This window comes from Micromonospora ureilytica, from assembly GCF_015751765.1.
In the GTDB taxonomy this organism is placed as follows: Bacteria; Actinomycetota; Actinomycetes; order Mycobacteriales; family Micromonosporaceae; genus Micromonospora; species Micromonospora ureilytica.
In genome coordinates this window covers 4,169,581-4,190,299 of the sequence record NZ_JADOTX010000001.1, presented here as the reverse complement: position 1 = coordinate 4,190,299, position 20,719 = coordinate 4,169,581, and the positions used below count along the sequence as shown (strand labels likewise).

The window sequence follows — 20,719 nt, the reverse complement described above, 5'->3', positions numbered from 1 at the left end:
CGGTACGAGAGACTGCTCAGGAGCCGTCGGCGGAACCGAGGGCGGGCGGGGTGGGCGCCCCACCCTCCACCACTGAGCCGAGGGTGCCCTCCCAGACCTTCGCCCACGTGCCGTCGGCCTGGATCTTCTTCAGCCAGTTGTTGACGAACTCCTTGAACTGCGCGTCCGCCTTGTTGAGGCCGATGCCGTACGCCTCGGTGGTGAACGGCTCGCCCACCACCTTCATCCCCGGGTTGGCCTTGGCGCCCGAGGCGAGCAGCGTGAAGTCCTGCACGTACGCGTCGCCGCGCTTCTGCAGCAGCGCCTGCAACGCCTGCGGGTCGGTGCCGAAGGCGATCTGCTTCGAGCCGGGCGCGGCGGAGGGCAGCGCGGTGACGGCGGGGGTGTTCGCCCCGACGATCACGGTCTTGCCGGCGAGGTCCTTGACGCTCTTGATCGAGGTCTCGTCCTTGCGGACCCCGACGGCGAGGCCGGAGGTGAGGTACGGCCCGGCGAAGGCGACCTGGGTGGCCCGCTGCGGGGTGATCGTGTACGTCTGGAAGACCGCGTCCACCGACTTGGCCTGGAGCATGGCCTCACGGGTCTGGGTGCCGATGGTCGTCGTCTTCACCTCGGGCTTGCCGATGATGTACTTCGCCAGCAACTTCGCCATGTCGGCGTCGAAGCCCTCGATGGTGCCGCTGACCGGGTTCTGCTGGGCGAGCAGCGGCGCGTCCAGGGATCCGCCGATGTTCAGGTAGCCGCGCTTGCGGATCGCCTCCATCGTCGAACCGGCCGGGATGTCCGCGTCGGTGGCGACCGGTGCGGCGTCGTACACCGACTGGGCGATGACGCCGTCGCCGCCCAGGCCGGGGTTGCCGGGCAGCGCCGGAGTGCTGCCGCCGCTGTCACCGCCGCAGCCGGTGGCGGCGAGGGCCACCGCCACAGCGGTGGCGGTGAGGGCGAGCGACCGCCGCCCGGTGAAGCTCATCTTGAGGATTGACATGACACCCTCCCGTTGGGGGCTAGTGCTGGAGGATCTTGGATAGGAAGTCGCGGGCCCGCTCGGTGCGCGGAGCTGCGAAGAAGTCGTCGGGAGCGCCGGATTCGACGATCCGGCCGTCGTCCATGAAGACCACCCGGTCGGCGGCGCGACGGGCGAAGCCCATCTCGTGGGTCACCACGATCATGGTCATCCCCTCGGCGGCCAGGGAGACCATCACGTCGAGCACCTCGTTGACCATTTCCGGGTCGAGGGCCGAGGTCGGCTCGTCGAAGAGCAGCACCTTCGGTTGCATCGCCAGGGCCCGGGCGATCGCTGCCCGCTGCTGCTGCCCGCCGGAGAGTTGGGCCGGGTGGTGGTTCGCCTTGTCGGCGATACCGACGCGCTCCAGCAGCGTCATCGCCTGCTGCCGCGCCTCGGGTCGAGCGATCCGGCGGACCCGGGTGGGGCCGAGGGTGATGTTGTCCAGCACCGTCTTGTGGCCGAAGAGGTTGAAGGACTGGAAGACCATGCCGACATCGGCGCGCAGTCGGGCCAGTGCGCGGCCCTCGGCGGGCAGCGGCTCGCCGTCGATCTCGATGCTGCCCTGCCCGGCGGTCTCCAGCCGGTTGAGGCAGCGGCACAGTGTCGACTTGCCGGAGCCGGAGGGCCCCACCACGACGACCACCTCGCCGGCGGCCACCGTGAGGTCGATGTCCTTCAGCACGTGCAGCGGACCGAACCACTTGTTCAGGCCGCGTACCGACACCATCGGTCGGTCCGCACCCGTCGTCTCCGGTGCCACCAGACGGCCTCACTTCCTTCGACTACAAAACTAAGTCAGCTTCATATCGAACCAACAGCGCCATCTAAAGGTAGCCAGCAAACTAAGTCAACCGGTTGCTTGAACAAACTCCGGGTGCTAAGAAGCTGACGTGACGATTGACGAGGCGCCACGCGATGTCCTCCGGGGCGGCCCCCGGGAGCTACTGCGCTGGGTGGCCACCGGTGCGGCAGTCAGTCGGGCCGACCTGTCCCGCCTCTCCGGGCTGTCCCCCTCGACGGTCTCCCAGCGGGTCGAGGCGTTGATCAGCCAGGGGTTGCTGGAGGAGACCGGCGCCGGGCGGTCCCGGGGTGGGCGACGGCCCCGCCAGCTGGCCGTGCCCACTGGCGGTGCCGTGGTCGGTGCCATCGACCTCGGCGCACATCACGCCCGCGTCGGCACGCTGGATCTCTCCGGGCGGGTGGTCCAGGCCCGCACCCTGCCGGTCCGCATCGAGGACGGCCCGGAGGCGGTGCTCGGCGCGCTGCTGGCCGAGGTCACCACGCTGGTGGGCGGCGATCCAGCGGCCTCGGCCGACGGCTCGGCGGCGGACGCGCTCCGCGGCATCGGCATCGGGATTCCCGGTCCGGTGCAGCACGCCACCGGACGGATCGTCAGCCCGTCGCGGATGCCCGGCTGGAACGGCTTCGACGTCGCCGCGTTCTGCGCCGGCCGGGTCGACGTGCCGGTCATCGTGGACAACGACGCCAACCTGATGGCGCTCGGCGCGCACCGCACCGCTCATTCCGAGTTGGACCACGCCGTCTACATCAAGGCTGGCACCGGGATCGGCTCCGGTGTGATCTCCAGTGGACGGTTGCACCGGGGCGCGCAGGGATCGGCCGGGGACATCAGCCACTGCCGGGTCGTGGCGGACCCCGCGCCACCGTGCACCTGTGGAAACGCCGGTTGCCTGGAGGCGGTGGCCAGCGGCGCCGCACTCGTCACAGCGCTCCGGGGTCAGGGCGTACCGGTCTCCGACCTGACCGGTGTGATCCGCCTGATCGACGACGGTGACCGGCAGGCCACCGCCCTCGCCCGGCAGGCCGGCCGCGCCGTCGGCGAGATCCTGGCCGTGGTGGTCAACTTCTTCAACCCGCAGGTGGTGGCCATCGGTGGTCGGCTCGCCGACTGCGAGCCGTTGCTGGCCAGCATGCGGGCCACCCTCTACGAGCGGTGCCTCCCGCTGGCCACCCAGACCCTGCTCATCGAACGGGTCGCCGCCGGCCAGGACGTCGGCATCACCGGTGCCGCCCACCTGGTGATCGACCACGTCGTAGCGGCCGCCTGACCTCGCTCAAAGCGACAGCACCGCTCACTTAGGGTGACTTTCCTGTGGTGCTGCATGCCGGATCCATGCGCTTTTGCGCCTGCGCCTCCGCCGGTCATCCTGACAATTTCCTTACAGGCAGTCACGTAGCCTTCCGGTGTTCCTCGCTGACCCGTGATTGCTCCTGGAGGTTTCGACGTGCGGATCAACGGACGGCTGCTCGTGCCGATCTCGTTGGCAGTGATGCTGGCGACCGCCGGGTGTGGCACGTCGACACCGGCTGCCGGGCAGGCCGATGTCCCACTCTCCGGGCTGAGCACCCAGAGTGCGGACCCCAGCGACACGCCGACCTCCAGCCCAACGCCGGAGATCCCGACCGACAAGCAGATTCCCACCAGGGCCGCCGGCACCTTCACCACTGCCAGCGGCAACGGTCGCGTGATCGGCAAGGGCAAGAAGCGGGTGCGCTACAGCGTCTCGGTGGAGAAGGGCATCGCCTGGGGTGACATTCCCGCCTGGAAGCCCGGCCGGTTCGCCGCGAGCATCGAGCAGGTGTTGGCGGCACCGAACGGGTGGGCCACCTCGGCACAGCGCCCGGTCACCAACGCGGCGGTGAACCTGACCCGGGCGTCATGGTCCTTCCAGCGGGTCGGGACCTCAAAGGTCGACGTCGACGTGCGGCTCGCGACACCGAGGACAGTGGACAGACTCTGCGGCGCGAGCGGCGTCGACACCGAGGGCGTCTACTCCTGCAAGTACGGCAAGACCATCATGATCAACCTGCGGCGTTGGCTCCAGGGCTCCCCGGGATACCCGGTCAGCATCGACGAGTACCACGCCGGCGTGATCAATCACGAGTTCGGCCACTTCCTCGGCTTCGCCCACATGAAGTGCGGCGGCCGCGGCAAGCCGGCCCCGGTCATGATGACCCAGACGATGGGCCTGGGCGGGTGCGTGCCAAACGTCAGCCCGTTCGCCCCGAACGGCAAGTTCATCAGCGGACCGTGGGCACCGTCCTGACCCGGTGATCCCCACCCCGACCGCCACGTTGATCTGAGGAACGGGGCAGCCGTTCGGAACGATCGAGAGCGCCAGGATGTTGCACGCGTTCATGCGACGCAGGTGAGCCAGCAGACACTGGGCCCACCGGTCGGCGGCCGCCGGAGGGTCCACCGCACTGTGGACCCGCTCGCCGAGATCCAGCTCGACAAGCCGGGCGGCTGATTCCTAACGCTTGCGGCGAGCGTGATACCTGCCTCTCGCGCAATTTCGAGGAGATCTTGGACAGTTTCCGTTAGTCGCTAACGGAAACTGTCCAAGATCTCCTCAGACTGCAGAGCTGGAGCGGTGCACTGGGGTGCGCGGGCCTCGTGCTGCCTGGTACACCTCGTCGAGATGCCACTCCAGGAACCCGCGAGGCGGCCGGTCGCGAGTGGCGGGCGGTCGAAGGCCATGCTCGCCACCAGCGGGCGTGGCCCTGCACCGCGTGGTTTTCCGAGGCGGTCCCGGGGCACCCGCCGGCGCCTCAGTGGAACGTGCTGGTCGCTCGCACGAAGGTGACCCAGGTGGCGGGGGTGAAGGACCTGTGCGACCTCGGCTGACCCGGAGTCGGCTGTCAGCCGGGGGCGACGAGCGGGCGGACACGGCACTGCCCGGCTGGCGCGTCTCCGCGCCGGCCGGGCAGCACGCCACCTCTGATCAGATGTCGGCGGTCAGACCCTTGAGCATTTCGGCGAAGTCGGCGGTCTCTGCCGGTGGCGGCGTCTCGATGGTCACCGTCTTGTCGTAGTCGGTGTAGTCGATCACCATGTCGCCCATCGTGCCCATCACGAGGCCGGCCCGACGCGGACGGTACTGCTCGTCGACCCACAGGTCGATCGTCAGCTCCTTGACGCCCTGCGCGGCCAGCGTCTGCTCGGTGGTGTCCCGGCGCATGGCGTCGATCTGCTTGAGATAGGTCGCCACCGGAGTGGTGACGGTGTAGTGGACCGTCGGCACCCCGTTCACAGTCTCCTGCCCCACCACCGTCGTGCCGTCGATGGCGAGCAGCGTCTTGACCTGCTTGACCGGGTCGACGTCCTCGAACTGCTTGGCGAAGCCCGAGCCTGCCATTTCGCTCAGGCCGGTCAGGTCCATCTTCATCCAGCGCTTCCCACCCGTACCCGCGCGGTTTTCGGCTGGAATCTCGGTGAAGATCACGGCACCGATCATCCGGACGGTCGTGGCGCCCTTGCTGTTGGTCATCTTCATCTCGGCCTTGAGCGGGTCACCCAGGTCCAGGAGACCCTGCACCGAGATCTTCTCGCCGGCCATCGTGCCCGTCATCGTCACGGTCACCGAGTCGGTCTTGTCGGTGGCCTCGGCCGCCTTCAGCAGCGAACCCTTGAGATCACTGGCCAGCAGCTCCAGGACGCTGGGCTGCTTCGGCGCCTCGGACGCGCCGGACGTCACGCCGCAGGCGGAGACAGCGAACGCGGTGAGCGCCGAAACCGCCATCAGAGCGGGCTTCTTCCAAGATGACACGTACACGCCTTCCCCCGTAAGAATCTGGGGCGATCCCCAGTAGACCGACGACACGCTAGCCCACCTGATCGATTCGGGGGCACCGCGTTTTCGCCGACCCACCCCGCACCGACATCACAGATGTCGGTGCGGGCGGGACCGGGTGGTTACTCCGGGACGCGGCGGTAGGCGCCGTCGCTGGCGGAGGTGGCCATCGAGGCGTACGCGCGCAGCGCCGCCGACACCGGGCGCTGCCGATCGGTCGGGCTGTACGGCTTGTCGCGCTTCTCCTCGGCCACCCGTCGCGCTTCCAGCTCCTCGGCGGGCACGTTCAGCTCGATCGACCGGTTCGGGATGTCGATGACGACCTCGTCGCCGTCGCGGACCAGGGCGATAAGCCCTCCGGAGGCCGCCTCGGGGGAGACGTGCCCGATGGAGAGCCCTGAGGTGCCACCGGAGAAACGGCCGTCGGTGAGCAGCGCGCAGGAGCGGCCCAGCCCGCGTCCCTTGAGGAACGAGGTGGGGTAGAGCATCTCCTGCATGCCGGGGCCGCCCTTGGGCCCCTCGTACCGGATCACCACGACGTCCCCGGCGACCACCTGCTTGGCGAGGATCGCGGTCACGGCGTCGTCCTGCGACTCGTAGACCTTCGCCGGGCCACGGAAGGTCAGGCAGTCGTCCGGCACGCCGGCGGTCTTCACCACGCTGCCCTCGGGCGCCAGGTTGCCGTGCAGGATGGCCAGCCCACCGTCGGCGGAGTATGCGTGCTCGCCGTCCCGGATGCAGCCGCCGGCCGCGTCGGTGTCCAGCGACGACCACCGGTTGGTGGTGGAGAACGGCTCGACGGTACGCACCCCGCCGGGGGCGGCGTGGAACAGCTCGACCGCCGTCGGGGTGGGGGAACCGCCGCGCACGTCCCAGTCGGTCAGCCACTGCGCCAGCGAGGGGGAGTGCACGGCGTGCACGTCCCGGTTGAGCTGCCCGGCACGGTCCAGTTCACCGAGGATCGCCGGGATGCCGCCGGCCCGGTGCACGTCCTCCATGTGGTAGTTCGGCGAGTTCGGCGCGACCTTGGCCAGGCACGGCACCCGCCGGGAGATCGCGTCGATGTCGGCGACGCCGAAGTCCATCTCGGCCTCGCGGGCTGCGGCGAGCAGGTGCAGCACCGTGTTGGTGGAGCCGCCCATCGCCACGTCCAGGGCGACCGCGTTCTCGAAGGCGGCCTTGGAGGCGACGACGCGCGGCAGCACCGAGTCGTCGTCGCCGTCGTACCACCGCTTGGAGATCTCCACGATGGTCCGGCCGGCCTCGACGAAGAGCGACCGGCGGGCGGCGTGGGTGGCCAGCGTCGAACCGTTGCCGGGCAGCGCGAGCCCGATCGCCTCGGTGAGGCAGTTCATCGAGTTGGCGGTGAACATGCCGGAGCAGGAGCCGCAGGTCGGGCAGGCGGAGCGTTCGATCTCACCGAGCTGCTCGTCGGTGACCGCCTCGTTCGAGGAGGCGATCATCGCGTCGATCAGGTCGATCTTGCTGTGCACGACGCCCTCGATCGCCATCGTCTTGCCGGCCTCCATCGGGCCGCCGGAGACGAAGACGGTCGGGATGTTGAGCCGCAACGCGGCCAGCAGCATCCCGGGCGTGATCTTGTCGCAGTTGGAGATGCAGACCAGGGCGTCCGCGCAGTGCGCGTTGACCATGTATTCGACGGCGTCGGCGATCAGCTCACGGCTGGGCAGCGAGTAGAGCATGCCGCCGTGGCCCATCGCGATGCCGTCGTCGACAGCGATGGTGTTGAACTCCCGGCCCACCCCGCCGGCCTCGGCGACCGCGTCGGCGACCAGGCCACCCATGTCCTTGAGGTGTACGTGACCAGGCACGAACTGGGTGAAACTGTTGGCGATGGCGACGATCGGCTTGCCGAAATCGTCGTCGGTCATCCCGGTGGCCCGCCAGAGGGCCCGGGCGCCGGCCATCGTCCGACCGTGTGTGGAAGTCCTCGACCGCAGCTCAGGCATGCATACCAGCATGACACCGTCGACGCGCCGGCCCACCCGGGTATCTGCCGTGTCCCAACAGATGCACACTCAGCCCCCCACGACGTGCGCCCATCCGGCACTCTTGGAGGCGTGCATCTTCCACCGGGCATGGTCGCTGTCGCGGCGCTCAGCGGGCTCGTCGCCGCGGTGGCCGCCGTGTTGCTGACCGTCGTCGCCCGGCGGCGGACGGGCCCGCGTCGACCGGCACACGTGCTGCTCGCGGCGGCCGCCGGGGGTGCCCTGCTCAGTCTCCTGATCGGGGTGGTCGCGGCGCTCAGCGCGAATGACCACTGGGCTCACGAGCAGGGGCAGCGCACCGGCTGGGCGACAGTGGTGGCGATCGGCATGGCGGTGAGCGGGCTGGCCTTCGCCGCCGGTCTGCTCCGCTTGCCCGGGGTGGCCGCCGGCGCGGCGGGAACGGCCCGGCTCGCCCTGGACGGGTTGGTCATGGCCGCGGCGCTGTGGTTCGTCGGTTGGGTGCTGTTCTCCGAGCCCACCCGGTTGCTCGGTGCCGCCACCCCGATGGCCTGCCCGGCGATCCTGGTGGCCACGGTGAGCGCCGCGCTCGGCGCCGGGCTCACCGTGATCGTCGTCTTCCGGGCCGCCGCGCCACGTCGACGGCTCGCCGCGCTCGGCGCCGGCATCAGCGCGGTGACCTGCGGCGGGCTGGGCCTCAGCGCCGGGCTGTGCCAGGCCGGGCCGACCATGGCGCTGACCGGTGCGGCGATGCTCGCCGCCGGCCTGCTGACCGTCGCGCTCACGGTCCACCGGGCCGACCGGCCGGGGCAGGTCGACCTGGACCTGGTCGGGAGCGACGGCGAGTACGCGATCGCCCCGATGCTGGCGATGGCCGCCTCGGCGATGTACCACCTCGCCCAGGACGGCCGGTTCACCGCGGCGGGCATCGTGGCCGGCAGCGTGGAGGGCTTCGCCCTGGTGGCGCGGCAATACCTCACCCTTCGCGACGTCCGGGGGTACGCGGGCCGCCTGGCCGAGCGGGAGGCGCACTTCCGTGAGCTGGCACACACCGATCCGCTGACGTCGTTGGCCAACCGGCGCGGGTTGCTCCGGGCGCTGCACCGCAACGCCGCGGACCACAATCCGTGCGTGCTGCTCGGCCTCGACCTGGACGGCTTCAAGAACGTCAACGACATGCGGGGCCACGACGTGGGCGACGCGGTGCTGGCCGAGGTGGGCCGGCGGCTGCGCGGCAACCTGCGCCCCGGTGACGTGGCCGCCCGGCTGGGTGGCGACGAGTTCGCCGTACTCATGCAGGGCCGGCCGGTCGAGGCGGACCGGGTCGCCGAACGGCTCCTCGGGGTGCTCAACCGGCCGTACGACCAGCCGGAGGGGCCGGTCTTCCTGTCGGTGAGCATCGGGGTCGCCGACTGGGCCGACGAGCCGGACGTGGAGCTGTTGCTGCGGCACGCCGACCTGGCGCTGCGCTACGCCAAGCAGCGGGGCAAGAACCGGATCGAGCGGTACGACGCCGCGTACGACAAGCTGCTGCGCCGCCGTACGACGGTGGAGCACGAGCTGCGCGGGGCCATCGACCGCGACGAGCTGCGGTTGGCGTTCCAGCCGGTGGCGTCGCTGCCGTCGGTGCGGCCGGTCGGCGCCGAGGCGCTACTCCGTTGGCACCATCCCGAGCTGGGCAACGTCCGTCCGGACGAGTTCATCCCGCTCGCCGAGGAGTGCGGGATGATCGCTCCGCTCGGCGCCTGGGTGCTGCACCAGGCCTGCTACCAGCTCTCCCGGTGGCTGGCGGACGGGCACGACGTCTGGGTGTCGGTAAACGTCTCCCCGCGCGAGCTGCACGCCCCGGCGTACGTGGTCCAGGTCGCCGAGGCGCTGCGCGCCCACCACGTGCCGCCGCAGCGGCTGGTGTTGGAGGTCACCGAGCACGCGGTCGCCACCGACCTGGACGAGCTGATCCGGCGGCTCACCGCGCTGCGGTTGACAGGTGTCCGGATCGCGCTCGACGACTTCGGCGCCGGCTACTCGTCGTTGGGGCAGCTGCGCCGGCTGCCGATCGACATTCTCAAGATCGACCACAGTCTGGTCGCCGAGCACGAGCCGGTCCGCCCGGTCGACCAGGACGGCCCGGCGTTCGCCCCGATGGTCGACATCGTCATGCGACTGGGCCACCAGTTGGGGCTGGAGGTGATCGCCGAGGGGGTGACCACCCCGACCGAGTTGGCCGCGGTGGTGGCCGCCGGTTGCCGGTTCGGCCAGGGCGCGCTCTTCGGCTGGGGGGTGCCGGCCGAGCACCTGGAGGCGATGCTGGAGGCGGCCACGTCCCCGGGTGCACGTCCCGCTCCGATGCCCGCGCCACGTCGCGCTCCGGGCGGGTCCGGGCAGCTCACCCCGCCTGCCGATGGCGCGTCGTCGGCAGACGCGCCGACCTCCGTTAACCAACATGTGGGATCAGTTGACTCATCGCGTGAGATGCGTCAGGCTTAGCCGCATGTCGTCGTACCGGTCGCTGCGAGTACTTACCTGAGCGCACTCTCCCCATCGAGAGTGCGCTGGCCCCGTGCATCTGCACGAGGGCCGTTTTTATTGCCATCGGAACCTGGCGAAGCGGGCCGCGCCCGCGTCGCATCGCTTGACTAGCCACCAGCCACTCCAGCCGAAGGCCAGAACCGCCATGACGAGACCCACGCCCGAGACCCTCGCCCACACCGCCCGCCGGGCCCGCGCGGCCGCCGACCCGACCGTCGACGTCGACCAGGCCGCCACGCGCACCGCCACCCCGGCCGTCCCGGCGGTACGGCCCACCGCCGCGACCCCGATCTCCGGTGCCGGCTCGCTCGTGCGGTCCCTTGAGGCGCTCGACGTCGACGTCGTCTTCGGCATTCCGGGCGGCGCGATCCTGCCGGCGTACGACCCGCTCTACGACTCGACGGTTCGGCACATCCTGGTGCGGCACGAGCAGGGCGCGGGGCACGCGGCGACCGGCTACGCGCAGGCCACCGGCAAGGTCGGCGTCTGCATCGCCACCTCCGGCCCGGGCGCGACGAACCTGGTCACCCCGATCGCCGACGCGTACATGGACTCGGTGGCGATGGTCGCGATCACCGGCCAGGTGGCCAGCCCGTTGATCGGCACCGACGGCTTCCAGGAGGCCGACATCCAGGGCATCACCCTGCCGATCACCAAGCACAACTTCCTCGTGCAGAACGCCGAGGAGATCCCCCGGGTGCTGGCCGAGGCGTTCCACCTGGCCAGCAGCGGGCGGCCGGGCCCGGTGCTCGTCGACATCCCCAAGGACGTGCTCCAGGCCCCGACCACCTTCGCCTGGCCGCCCACGCTGGACCTGCCCGGCTACCGACCCACCCTGCACCCGCACGGCAAGCAGATCCGGGAGGCGGCGCGGCTGATGGCCGCGGCCCGACGGCCGGTGCTCTACGTCGGCGGCGGGGTGCTCAAGGCCGGTGCCGCCGACGGGCTGCGCCGGCTGGCCGAGCTGACCGGCATCCCGGTGGTCACCACGTTGATGGCGCTCGGGGCGTTCCCCGACTCGCATCAGCAGCACCTGGGGATGCCCGGCATGCACGGCACGGTCGCCGCGGTCTACGGCCTGCAGAAGGCGGACGTGATCGTCGCGCTGGGCGCACGCTTCGACGACCGGGTCACCGGCAAACTGGACTCGTTCGCCCCGGACGCGGCAGTGGTGCACGCGGACATCGACCCCGCCGAGATCGGCAAGAACCGGCACGTGGACGTGCCGATCGTCGGCGACGCCAAGCACGTCATCGACGAGCTGATCGTCGCGTTCACCGCCGAGCGGTCGGCGGGGCACAACACCGACCTCGGTGACTGGTGGACGCAGCTGGACGACCTGCGCAACCGTTACCCGCTGGGCTACGACGAGCCGGTCGACGGGACCCTTTCCCCGCAGTACGTGATCAAGCGGCTGGGCGAGATCGTCGGCCCCGACGCGATCTTCGTGGCCGGGGTGGGCCAGCACCAGATGTGGGCGTCGCAGTTCATCTCCTACGAGAAGCCGTACACCTGGTTGAATTCCGGCGGCCTCGGCACGATGGGTTACGCGGTGCCGGCGGCGATGGGCGCCAAGGTCGGCAAGCCGGACACGGTGGTCTGGGCGGTGGACGGTGACGGCTGCTTCCAGATGACCAACCAGGAGCTGGCCACCTGCGCGCTTGAGGGCATCCCGGTCAAGATCGCCGTCATCAACAACGGCAACCTCGGCATGGTCCGACAGTGGCAGACGCTCTTCTACAACGAGCGCTACTCCAACACGGAGCTCGGCACCCACAAGCACCGCATCCCCGACTTCGTGAAGCTCGCGGAGGCGCTGGGCTGCGTCGGGCTGCGATGCGAGAGCGCGGCTGACGTGGACAAGACCATCGCCGCCGCCATGGAGATCAACGACGCGCCCGTTGTGATCGACTTCGTGGTCGGCAAGGACGCGATGGTCTGGCCGATGGTCGCCGCCGGCACCAGCAACGACGAGATCATGTTCGCCCGTGGCGTCCGCCCGACCTTCGACGAGGATGACATTTAATGACCATGCACACCCTGTCCGTGCTGGTGGAGAACAAGCCCGGCGTGCTCGCCCGGGTCTCCGGCCTGTTCTCCCGCCGCGGGTTCAACATCGACAGTCTCGCCGTCGGCGAGACCGAGAACCCGGACGTCTCCCGGATCACCATCGTGGTCAACGCGGAGTCGTCCCCGCTGGAGCAGGTCACCAAGCAGCTGAACAAGCTGGTCAACGTGCTCAAGATCGTTGAGCTGGACCCGCAGGTCTCGGTTGCCCGGGAGTTGCTGCTGGTGAAGGTTCGCGCCGACCGGTCCGCGCGGTCGCAGGTGCTGGAGACCGTCAGCCTGTTCCGCGCCCGGGTGGTCGACGTCGCACCGGACACGCTGACCATCGAGGCCACCGGCACCCCGGACAAGCTCGACGCGCTCCTGCGCGACCTCGAGTCCTTCGGCATCAAGGAAATGGTCCAGTCCGGGTTGGTGGCCATCGGGCGCGGCTCGCGTTCGATCACCGCCGGCCCCGCACTGCGGGCCGCCTGACCCGCCGCCGGTCGGCCCCGGCGGGCCGTACCGGAATCCATCCGCACAGACCACGACGGGCCGCCCCGGCCGTCGTACGAAAGGGAAGTTCTCATGAGCGTTGAGGTGTACTACGACGACGATGCCGACCTCGGCCTGATCCAGGCCAAGAAGGTCGCGGTGATCGGTTACGGCAGCCAGGGCCACGCCCACGCGCTGTCGCTGCGTGACTCCGGCGTCGACGTGGTGATCGGTCTGCCGGAGGGCTCGAAGAGCCGTCCCAAGGCCGAGGAGCAGGGCCTGCGGGTGGTCACGCCGGCGCAGGCCGCCGCCGAGGCCGATGTGATCATGGTGCTCGCACCGGACACCGCCCAGCGCGGGATCTACGCGGAGTCGATCGCACCGAACCTCGCCCCGGGCAAGGCGATCTTCTTCGGCCACGGCTTCAACATCCGGTACGGCCTGATCAAGCCGCCGGCCGAGGTGGACGTGGCGATGGTCGCGCCCAAGGGCCCCGGCCACCTGGTCCGCCGCCAGTACAGCGACGGCAAGGGCGTGCCCTGTCTCGTCGCCGTGGAGCAGGACGCCAGCGGCAACGCGTTCGCGCTCGCCCTCGCGTACGCCAAGGGGATCGGCGGCACCCGGGCCGGTGCGATCAAGACCACCTTCACCGAGGAGACCGAGACAGATCTCTTCGGCGAGCAGGCCGTGCTCTGCGGTGGCGCCTCGGCGCTGGTGCAGACCGGGTTCGAGGTGCTCACCGAGGCCGGCTACGCCCCGGAGATCGCCTACTTCGAGTGCCTCCACGAGCTGAAGCTGATCGTCGACCTCATGTACGAGGGCGGCATCGCGAAGATGCGTTACAGCATCTCCGACACCGCCGAGTACGGCGATCTCTCCCGTGGTTCGCGCATCATCGACTCCCGCGTCAAGGACGAGATGCGCAAGATCCTGGGTGAGATCCAGTCCGGCGAGTTCGCCCGCGAGTGGGTCGCCGAGGACGAGGCCGGCCGGCCCAACTTCACCAAGTGGCAGGCCGAGGGCGCGGCGCACCCGATCGAGGAGACCGGCAAGAAGCTGCGCGGCATGATGAGCTGGGTGGACCGCCCGATCACCGAGACCGCCTGACCGTCCGGCTCGGCCGGACGACGATTCACCGACAGCCCCTGGGCCGGCGCTCTCCCCAGCGCCGCCCCGGGGCTGCCCGGCATGCTGCCGCCCGTCGATGCGTCGGGCGGCAGTGCTCGTGCGCCACGACTCCCCTGGACTGCCCGGGTGCCCGGCGTCGCCGGTGCCCGGCGCGGCCGGAGCAACCGTTTCGGTGCGGTGAACGGCCGATGTCCGTCGCTCGACCGGGCGTGTGAGGGCACTCACCCCGAAGACCAGAACACGCCGACGAGCGGGCCCCCTACGATCGCCTGTAGGTGCAGCAGCCGGCACCTGACGGCCACGGCACGGATCAGCGCAGGGCGCAGTGCGGCGCCCGGCCGCCCGGGCCGATCGCAAACACGACCTCTACGAGGACCGATGAATCCTGTCGTACTGATCGCCGAAGAACTCGCCCCCGCCGCCATCGAGGTGCTCGCCCACGACTTCGACGTCCGTCACGTCGACGGCACCGACCGTCCGGCCCTGCTCTCGGCGCTCTCCGAGGCCAACGCCGTCATCGTGCGCAGCGCGACCCAGATCGACGCCGAGGCGATTGCCGCCGCGCCGCGACTGAAGGTGGTCGCCCGGGCGGGCATCGGACTGGACAACGTCGAGGTGCCGGCCGCCACCGCGCGGGGCGTCATGGTCGTCAACGCGCCCACCTCCAACATCGTCTCCGCAGCCGAGCAGGCCGTCGCGCTGCTGCTCGCCGTTGCCCGCAACACCGCGAGCGCCAGTTCGGCGCTCAAGGCGGGGGAGTGGAAGCGGTCGAAGTACACAGGCGTCGAGGTGCAGGGCAAGACCGTCGGCGTGGTCGGGCTCGGTCGGATCGGGGTGCTCTTCGCACAGCGCATCGCCGCGTTCGGCACCCGGCTGATCGCGTACGACCCGTACATCCAGCCGGCCCGTGCGGCGCAGCTCGGCGTTCGCCTGGTCGGGCTGGAGGAGCTGCTGCGGGAGAGCGACTTCATCTCCATCCACCTGCCGAAGACGCCGGAGACGGTGGGCCTGATCGGTGAGAAGGAGTTGGCGATCGTCAAGCCCGGCGTGCGCATCATCAACGCCGCCCGCGGTGGGCTGGTCGACGAGCAGGCGCTCGCGGACGCCATCGCCGAGGGCCGGGTCGCCGGCGCCGGTGTCGACGTGTACAGCAAGGAGCCGTGCACCTCGTCGCCGCTGTTCGCCTTCGACAACGTGGTGGCCACCCCGCACCTGGGTGCCTCCACCCACGAGGCGCAGGACAAGGCCGGCCTCGCCGTGGCCAAGAGCGTCAAGCTGGCGTTGCAGGGCGAGTTCGTCCCGGACGCGGTCAACGTGCAGGCCGGCGGTGTGGTCGCCGAGGACGTTCGGCCGCTGCTGCCGCTGGCGGAGAAGCTCGGCCGGGCGTTCACCGCGGTCGCCGGCGTGGTCGCCGCCAGCGTCACCGTCGAGGTCCGCGGCGAGATCGTCAGCCACGACGTGTCGGTGCTCAAGCTCGCCGCCACCAAGGGCCTGTTCAGCTCAGTGGTCGAGGAGCAGGTCACCTACGTCAACGCCCCGCACCTGGCCGCCGAGCGTGGCGTCGAGGTCACCCTGGCCACCCTGGCCGAGACGGCCGAGCAGCCGACCCTGGTCACGGTGCGCGGCGCGCTGCCGGACGGCCGGACGGTCAGTGTGTCCGGCACTGTCACCCACTCCGGCGCTCGGGACGTCCTGAAGCTGACCGAGGTGGACGGCTTCGACGTGGAGATCGGCGCGGAGGGCATCCTGCTCTTCCTGCGCTACGCCGACCGACCCGGTGTGGTCGGCACGGTCGGCACCCTGCTCGGCGAGTCGGGCATCAACATCGCCGCCATGCAGGTGGCTCGTCGGGAGGCGGGCGGCGAGACGCTGATGACGCTCACCGTCGACCAGGCGCTCGGCGCCGACCTGCTCACCTCGGCTGCCGAGTCGATCGGCGCCACTGCGGCGAGCGCCGCGGACCTGCGCGACGAGTAGTAGACGGCAAGCACCGTGGGGGGCCTGGCGATTCGCCGGGCCCCTCGTCGTTTCCCGTCCGTGCCGCCGGTCGACGTCAGCCGGGCAGCCGCGCCGGAGGCGGGTAGACCGAGCCGTCCTGCGGGTCGAACAGCATCAGCCCGTGCTCGCCGGCCAGCCGTTCGATGTCGAGCAGCACCTGGTCCGCGCAGGTCGGGTGCAGGTTCAGCTCGACGTGGTCGTGGGCCGCGTGCAGCGGCGCCACCGCCCACGGGCTGTTCGGGCCGGGGTGACGGTCCGGATAGGAGGCGGTGATCGCCCGGTAGAAGCTGACCACCCGCGGGTCGGGGTAGCGGTCCACGTGCCGCCCCTGCCGGCAACCGTCGACCGCTGTCCGCACGTCCTCGGGCGTCGCCCCGTCCTCCAGGGCCCACACGCTCAGATCGAAACTCACGGCGGATAGCGTGCCATCCGCCGTTCACCATGTCGAAACTGCCTCGCCGCCGGTCGACCATCGATCACCGCAGGCTCCGGTCGCGACGGTCCGGTGTGGAGACTCTTGCGTCGAGTTGCGTCGATTCGCTAGCGTACGCACTGCGGTCACTGGCCGAGTTCGAGGCGCCGGCCCGTCTTCGGGTGGCGCGGTCGACGTCCGGCCCGACCGGTCCGCACCCCTCGGTTGTGCGAGCCACGCGCACTCGTCGCTGACCGGCCCCCACTGTCGTTGCCGAGACCGTGGGGGCCGATCGCGGCTCGACCAGCTCAGCGACGGTGTGCGAAGAGCGCGCGATAGTCGGAGTTGCCCCGGAACCACGCCAGGCCGGTGGGGCCGGCGGCGTAGAGCGCGGTGGCGTAGGCGTCGGCGATCGCCAGGTCGGGGCCCACGACTGTGGCGGCGACGAGGTGGTCGGCCGGCTCACCGGTGTGCGGGTCCACCACGTGCCCCTGCCGCCCGGTCACCCCGGAGGTGCCGACCGCGCCGGCGGTCATCTCCAGCACCAGCGGCGCGCGCTCGGGCGCGGTCGGGTGGTGCACCGCGACCCGCCAGGGTCCGCCGTGCGGCGCGCGGCCCCGGACGACCAGGTCAGCGCCGGCGAGTACGGCGTAGTCGTGGATGCCGGCGGTGCGCAGCCGCTCGGCGGCGCGTTCCACAGCCCAACCGCCGAGCATCCCGCCCGGGTCGAAGCCGCCGGGCACCGCCCAGGCGTCGAACCACCCGTCGGTGGCCGCGCGCATCGCCGCGCAGCGGTCCACCAGATCGGCGAGCGGAGGGTACGAGTCGGGGCTGATCTCGCCCCGACGCAGCCGGGAGACCAGACTCTCCGGTCGGTTGGGGCCGTAGGTGAGGTCGATGGCACGCAGCTCGGCGACGCTGTCCCGCAGCGCCTCGCCCACACCCCGGCGGCCGAGCCACTCGGGGGCGTTGAGCAGGAGGGTGTACTCGGCGGTCGCGGTGCGTACGGTGTGCTGCACCGCGATCCGGCCCTCGGTGGCGGCGGCCGGGTCGATCCGGTGCCGGCGGCTGCCGAGTCGAAGGTCCGGCCGGCGGTTGCGGAACGCGGACGGGTCCGGCCAGCGGGTCCGTGGCTGCTCGTCGATGCGCATCGCATCTGCCCCCTCGCACATGGCGCCGCGTCATCGCGACCCAGTTGGTCAGCGGGCCCCCGCGACCCACTGAGCACTACGGTAGGCAGCGGAGATGACCGCCCCATGAGTCCCAGCTGAGAGGGTGCTGTGCATTCCGCCTCCCAAATGGTGGACGCCGCGTACCGGGAGGCGGGACGGCGACGTACCGTTGCCGGGTACGGAACCGTTGAGCAGAGGAGTGCGGTCGTGGCGCGGATCGCGGTGGTGGCCGGAGACGGCATCGGGCCCGAGGTGGTCGCGCAGGCCCGCAAGGTCCTCGACGCGGTGCTGCCCGATGTGCAGGCCACCGAATACGACCTCGGTGCCGCCCGCTGGCACCGTACCGGAGAGGTGCTGCCCGACTCGGTGCTGGCCGAGCTGGCCGGACACGACGCGATCCTGCTCGGCGCGGTCGGTGACCCGACGGTTCCGCCGGGCGTGCTGGAGCGGGGGCTGCTGCTCAAGCTCCGCTTCGCCTTCGACCAGTACGTCAACCTGCGCCCGTCCCGGCTCTGGCCCGGGGTCGCCGGCCCGCTGGGCAACGTGAAGCCGGGCGAGGTCGACCTCGTGGTGGTGCGCGAGGGCACCGAGGGGCTCTACGCCGGCGCCGGTGGTTCCCTGCACCGGGACACCCCGGCCGAGGTCGCCACGGAGGAGAGCCTGAACACCCGGCACGGCGTGGAGCGGGTGATCCGCGACGCGTTCGCCCGCGCCGCTCGCCGGGAGCGGCGCAAGGTCACCCTCGTGCACAAGACCAACGTGCTCACCCACGCCGGTTCGCTCTGGGCCCGTACGTTCGACGCGGTCGCCGCCGAACACCCGGACATCGACACCGAGTACCAGCACGTCGACGCGGCGGCCATGTTCCTTGTCACCCAGCCGCAGCGCTACGACGTGGTGGTCACCGACAACCTCTTCGGCGACATCCTCACCGACATCGCCGCGGCCGTCACCGGCGGCATCGGGCTGGCCGCCAGCGGCTGCATCAACCCCGAAGGGGCGTACCCCTCGATGTTCGAGCCGGTGCACGGCTCGGCGCCGGACATCGCCGGGCAGGGCATCGCCGACCCGGTCGCCGCGGTGCTCTCCGCCGCGTTGCTGCTGGAGCAGCTCGGGCACAGCGAGTCCGCCGCCCGGGTCAATGCGGCGGTCGCCGCCGAGCTGGCCAGCCGGGTTCCGGGCGTAACGCTGCGTACCGAAGAGGTCGGCGACCGGCTCGCGGCCAACGCCGTAGCCTGACCGTCCCGGCCCGAGGGGCGACCGACCCGGCGTCGGTCTGCCCGGGGCTGTCCGCCTCGCCCGACCGGCGCTACCTTCTGAACGACCGTTCGGGGTAAGTTTCTGGCACAGCCATGTCGGTGTGCGGTCCCGCATGCCGTTGTTCCGCAGGGAGGTCAGCGCGATGAGCGGTGGTGACAAGCTCGACTTCGAGATCCGTCCGAATCCCGCACCGGTATCCGCCGCCGACCGGGCCGCCCTGCTGGCCAACCCGGGTTTCGGCCGCGTCTTCACCGACCACATGGTCACCGTCCGCTACGCCGACGGCAAGGGCTGGTACGACGCCCGGGTGGAGGCCCGTGGGCCGATCCCGATGGACCCGGCCAGCGCGGTGCTGCACTACGCGCAGGAGATCTTCGAGGGGTTGAAGGCGTACCGGACCGCCGACGGCGGCGTGACGATGTTCCGGCCGGACGCCAACGCGGCTCGCTTCGTCACCTCCGCGCAGCGGATGGCGATGCCGGAGCTGCCGCCGGAGGTGTTCGTCGACTCGTTGCACAAGCTCATCGAGATCGACCAGGAGTGGATCCCCACCGGCGAGGACGGCAGCCTCTACCTGCGACCGTTCATGTTCGCCAGCGAGGTCTTCCTCGGCGTCCGCCCGGCCAACGAGTACCTCTACCTGGTGATCGCCTCACCGGCCGGCTCGTACTTCACCGGTGGCGTCAAGCCGGTCACCGTCTGGGTCTCCCCGGACTACACCCGGGCGGCGCCCGGCGGCACCGGCGCGGCCAAGTGCGGCGGCAACTACGCCGCGTCGCTGGCGGCCCAGGCGGAGGCCATCGAGGCCGGGTGCGACCAGGTCGTCTTCCTGGACGCGGTGGAGCGCCGGTACGTCGACGAGCTGGGCGGCATGAACGTCTTCTTCGTCTACGACGACGACACGGTGGTCACCCCGCCGCTGGGCGGCACGATCCTGCCGGGCATCACCCGCGACGCCATCCTCACGTTGGCCGGGGAGGCCGGGCACCCGGTCGAGGAGCGGGCGGTCAGCTTCGCCGACTGGCAGGCCGACGCCGCCAGCGGTCGCCTCCGGGAGGTGTTCGCCTGCGGCACCGCCGCGGTGGTCACCCCGATCGGTGGGGTCCGCTTCCCGGACGGCGAGTTCCTGATCGGTGGTGGCGAGCCCGGCCGGGTCACCATGGCCCTGCGTCAGCAGCTGGTCGACATCCAGCGTGGCAAGGCGGCCGACCCGCACGGCTGGGTGCAGCGGGTCCTCTGACCTCCGTCGCCGCGCCGGCCCGTCCATGTGGACGGGCCGGCGCGCGGCCTACGCGTCGGTGGACTTCGCCCTGGTGGGCTCGTCGAGCAGGTGGTCGCGGAGCGCCGCGAGCTGCTCGTCGGTCACCCCGGCGTGACGCAGGTACGCCTCGACCGAGCCGTGCCCCTCGCGCAACTCGTTCAGGAAGATCTGCATCGCCTCGGCGGGTGAGCTCAAAAACGGCGCCGGCACGTCCACACCGCCCGGGGTGACGGAGGCCAACCAGGCGCTGTACCGGGCCGACGCCGCACTGCTCAACGCGTAGTCCGCGGTGATGTCCGCGTCGTCGACGCCGAGCACGGCGAGGGTCAGCGCGCAGACCATGCCGGTGCGGTCCTTGCCGGCGACGCAGTGCACCACCACCGGGGCGTTGGCGGAGTCGGCGATCAGCCCGACCGCCTCCGCCAGCCCGGCGGTGCCGGTCTGGGCCAGGTCGGCGTACCGGTCCGCGAGGTACTGGGCGAGGCTCGCGCCCTCCTCGTGCGGCGTACCCGCCCAGTCGGCGTGCTCCGGGTGGATGTGCCGGTAGGTCAGCCCCTGGTACGCAGGCACCCGGCCGTCCCGCTCCACCTCGGTGGGGCGGCGCAGGTCGATGACGGTGCGGATCCCGATCGCGGCGAACGCGTCCCGGTCCTGCTCAGTGAGGCGGTGCAGCGAGTCGGAGCGGTAGAGCCGGCCTCGGCGTACGGATCGGTCGTCGTGGCCGAGGTAGCCACCGACGTCGCGGAAGTTGAAGGTGGCGGGGAGCGAAAGCGGGAGGTTGTCCTCGGTGGCGTCCACGTTCACACGGTAACGGCCGGTGGGACAGTGCCCCACCGGCCATCGGGTCGAA

The 20,719-nt window shown here is 70.9% G+C and carries 16 protein-coding genes; 9 read left to right on the top strand and 7 right to left on the bottom strand.

Features of this window, described 5'->3' with window-relative positions; genetic code table 11:
• Positions 1–16: 16 nt before the first annotated feature.
• The gene (locus IW248_RS18830) at positions 17–985 is read right to left on the bottom strand and encodes a glutamate ABC transporter substrate-binding protein (protein WP_196928037.1); all 969 of its coding nucleotides are present in this window, start codon (positions 983–985) and stop codon (positions 17–19) included.
• 19 nt (positions 986–1,004) lie between these two features.
• Positions 1,005–1,733 (bottom strand): amino acid ABC transporter ATP-binding protein, encoded by a 729-nt coding sequence (locus IW248_RS18825; RefSeq protein WP_124815798.1) that lies wholly within the window; start codon positions 1,731–1,733, stop codon positions 1,005–1,007.
• Positions 1,734–1,896: 163 nt separating this feature from the next.
• Here IW248_RS18825 and IW248_RS18820 point away from each other — a divergent pair, with 163 nt between their 5' ends.
• Together IW248_RS18820 and IW248_RS18815 are read left to right on the top strand one after the other, a co-directional pair.
• Positions 1,897–3,075 (top strand): ROK family transcriptional regulator, encoded by a 1,179-nt coding sequence (locus tag IW248_RS18820; protein ID WP_196928036.1) that lies wholly within the window; start codon positions 1,897–1,899, stop codon positions 3,073–3,075.
• Between the two features lie 177 nt (positions 3,076–3,252).
• Positions 3,253–4,074, top strand: a complete 822-nt coding sequence (locus IW248_RS18815; protein ID WP_196928035.1) for a DUF3152 domain-containing protein — start codon at positions 3,253–3,255, stop codon at positions 4,072–4,074.
• A 678-nt stretch (positions 4,075–4,752) separates the two neighbouring features.
• Here IW248_RS18815 and IW248_RS18810 read toward each other — a convergent pair.
• Positions 4,753–5,577, bottom strand: a complete 825-nt coding sequence (locus IW248_RS18810) for an SCO4651 family lipoprotein (RefSeq protein WP_196928034.1) — start codon at positions 5,575–5,577, stop codon at positions 4,753–4,755.
• A gap of 146 nt (positions 5,578–5,723) precedes the next feature.
• A complete protein-coding gene (gene ilvD, locus IW248_RS18805; protein ID WP_196928033.1) occupies positions 5,724–7,571 on the bottom strand; it encodes a dihydroxy-acid dehydratase in 1,848 nt (615 codons plus the stop codon).
• Positions 7,572–7,700: 129 nt separating this feature from the next.
• Here ilvD and IW248_RS18800 point away from each other — a divergent pair, with 129 nt between their 5' ends.
• The 5 genes from IW248_RS18800 to serA all read left to right on the top strand — a co-directional run bounded on the left by IW248_RS18800 (position 7,701) and on the right by serA (position 15,743).
• Positions 7,701–10,055 carry a putative bifunctional diguanylate cyclase/phosphodiesterase gene (locus IW248_RS18800; protein WP_231397447.1) on the top strand — a complete coding sequence of 785 codons (2,355 nt, stop codon included), beginning with the start codon at positions 7,701–7,703 and terminating at the stop codon, positions 10,053–10,055.
• Positions 10,056–10,242: 187 nt separating this feature from the next.
• On the top strand, positions 10,243–12,123 hold the full coding sequence (locus IW248_RS18795; protein ID WP_196928031.1) for an acetolactate synthase large subunit: 1,881 nt from the start codon (positions 10,243–10,245) through the stop codon (positions 12,121–12,123).
• Complete coding sequence (gene ilvN / locus IW248_RS18790) at positions 12,123–12,638, top strand: acetolactate synthase small subunit (RefSeq protein ID WP_196928030.1); 516 nt, start codon at positions 12,123–12,125, stop codon at positions 12,636–12,638. Before IW248_RS18795 ends, ilvN begins: the two co-directional genes overlap by 1 nt.
• Before the next feature lie 93 nt (positions 12,639–12,731).
• Positions 12,732–13,745 (top strand): ketol-acid reductoisomerase, encoded by a 1,014-nt coding sequence (gene ilvC / locus IW248_RS18785; protein WP_124815778.1) that lies wholly within the window; start codon positions 12,732–12,734, stop codon positions 13,743–13,745.
• 399 nt (positions 13,746–14,144) lie between these two features.
• The gene (gene serA, locus IW248_RS18780; RefSeq protein WP_196928029.1) at positions 14,145–15,743 is read left to right on the top strand and encodes a phosphoglycerate dehydrogenase; all 1,599 of its coding nucleotides are present in this window, start codon (positions 14,145–14,147) and stop codon (positions 15,741–15,743) included.
• A 76-nt stretch (positions 15,744–15,819) separates the two neighbouring features.
• Here the strand turns inward: serA and IW248_RS18775 are convergent, their stop codons facing one another.
• Together IW248_RS18775 and IW248_RS18770 are read right to left on the bottom strand one after the other, a co-directional pair.
• Positions 15,820–16,176 (bottom strand): hypothetical protein, encoded by a 357-nt coding sequence (locus tag IW248_RS18775; protein WP_124774447.1) that lies wholly within the window; start codon positions 16,174–16,176, stop codon positions 15,820–15,822.
• A gap of 308 nt (positions 16,177–16,484) precedes the next feature.
• Positions 16,485–17,327, bottom strand: coding sequence for an FAD:protein FMN transferase (locus IW248_RS18770; RefSeq protein WP_196928028.1), 843 nt, complete (start codon positions 17,325–17,327; stop codon positions 16,485–16,487).
• Positions 17,328–17,555: 228 nt separating this feature from the next.
• On the opposite strand from IW248_RS18770, the gene IW248_RS18765 reads away from it, so the two are divergent.
• Positions 17,556–18,587, top strand: a complete 1,032-nt coding sequence (locus IW248_RS18765) for a 3-isopropylmalate dehydrogenase (RefSeq protein WP_196928027.1) — start codon at positions 17,556–17,558, stop codon at positions 18,585–18,587.
• A gap of 163 nt (positions 18,588–18,750) precedes the next feature.
• Positions 18,751–19,848, top strand: coding sequence for a branched-chain amino acid aminotransferase (locus tag IW248_RS18760; RefSeq protein ID WP_196928026.1), 1,098 nt, complete (start codon positions 18,751–18,753; stop codon positions 19,846–19,848).
• Positions 19,849–19,896: 48 nt separating this feature from the next.
• On the opposite strand, the gene IW248_RS18755 is transcribed toward IW248_RS18760, so the two are convergent.
• Positions 19,897–20,667, bottom strand: a complete 771-nt coding sequence (locus tag IW248_RS18755) for a tyrosine-protein phosphatase (RefSeq protein WP_307788068.1) — start codon at positions 20,665–20,667, stop codon at positions 19,897–19,899.
• Positions 20,668–20,719: the final 52 nt, after the last annotated feature.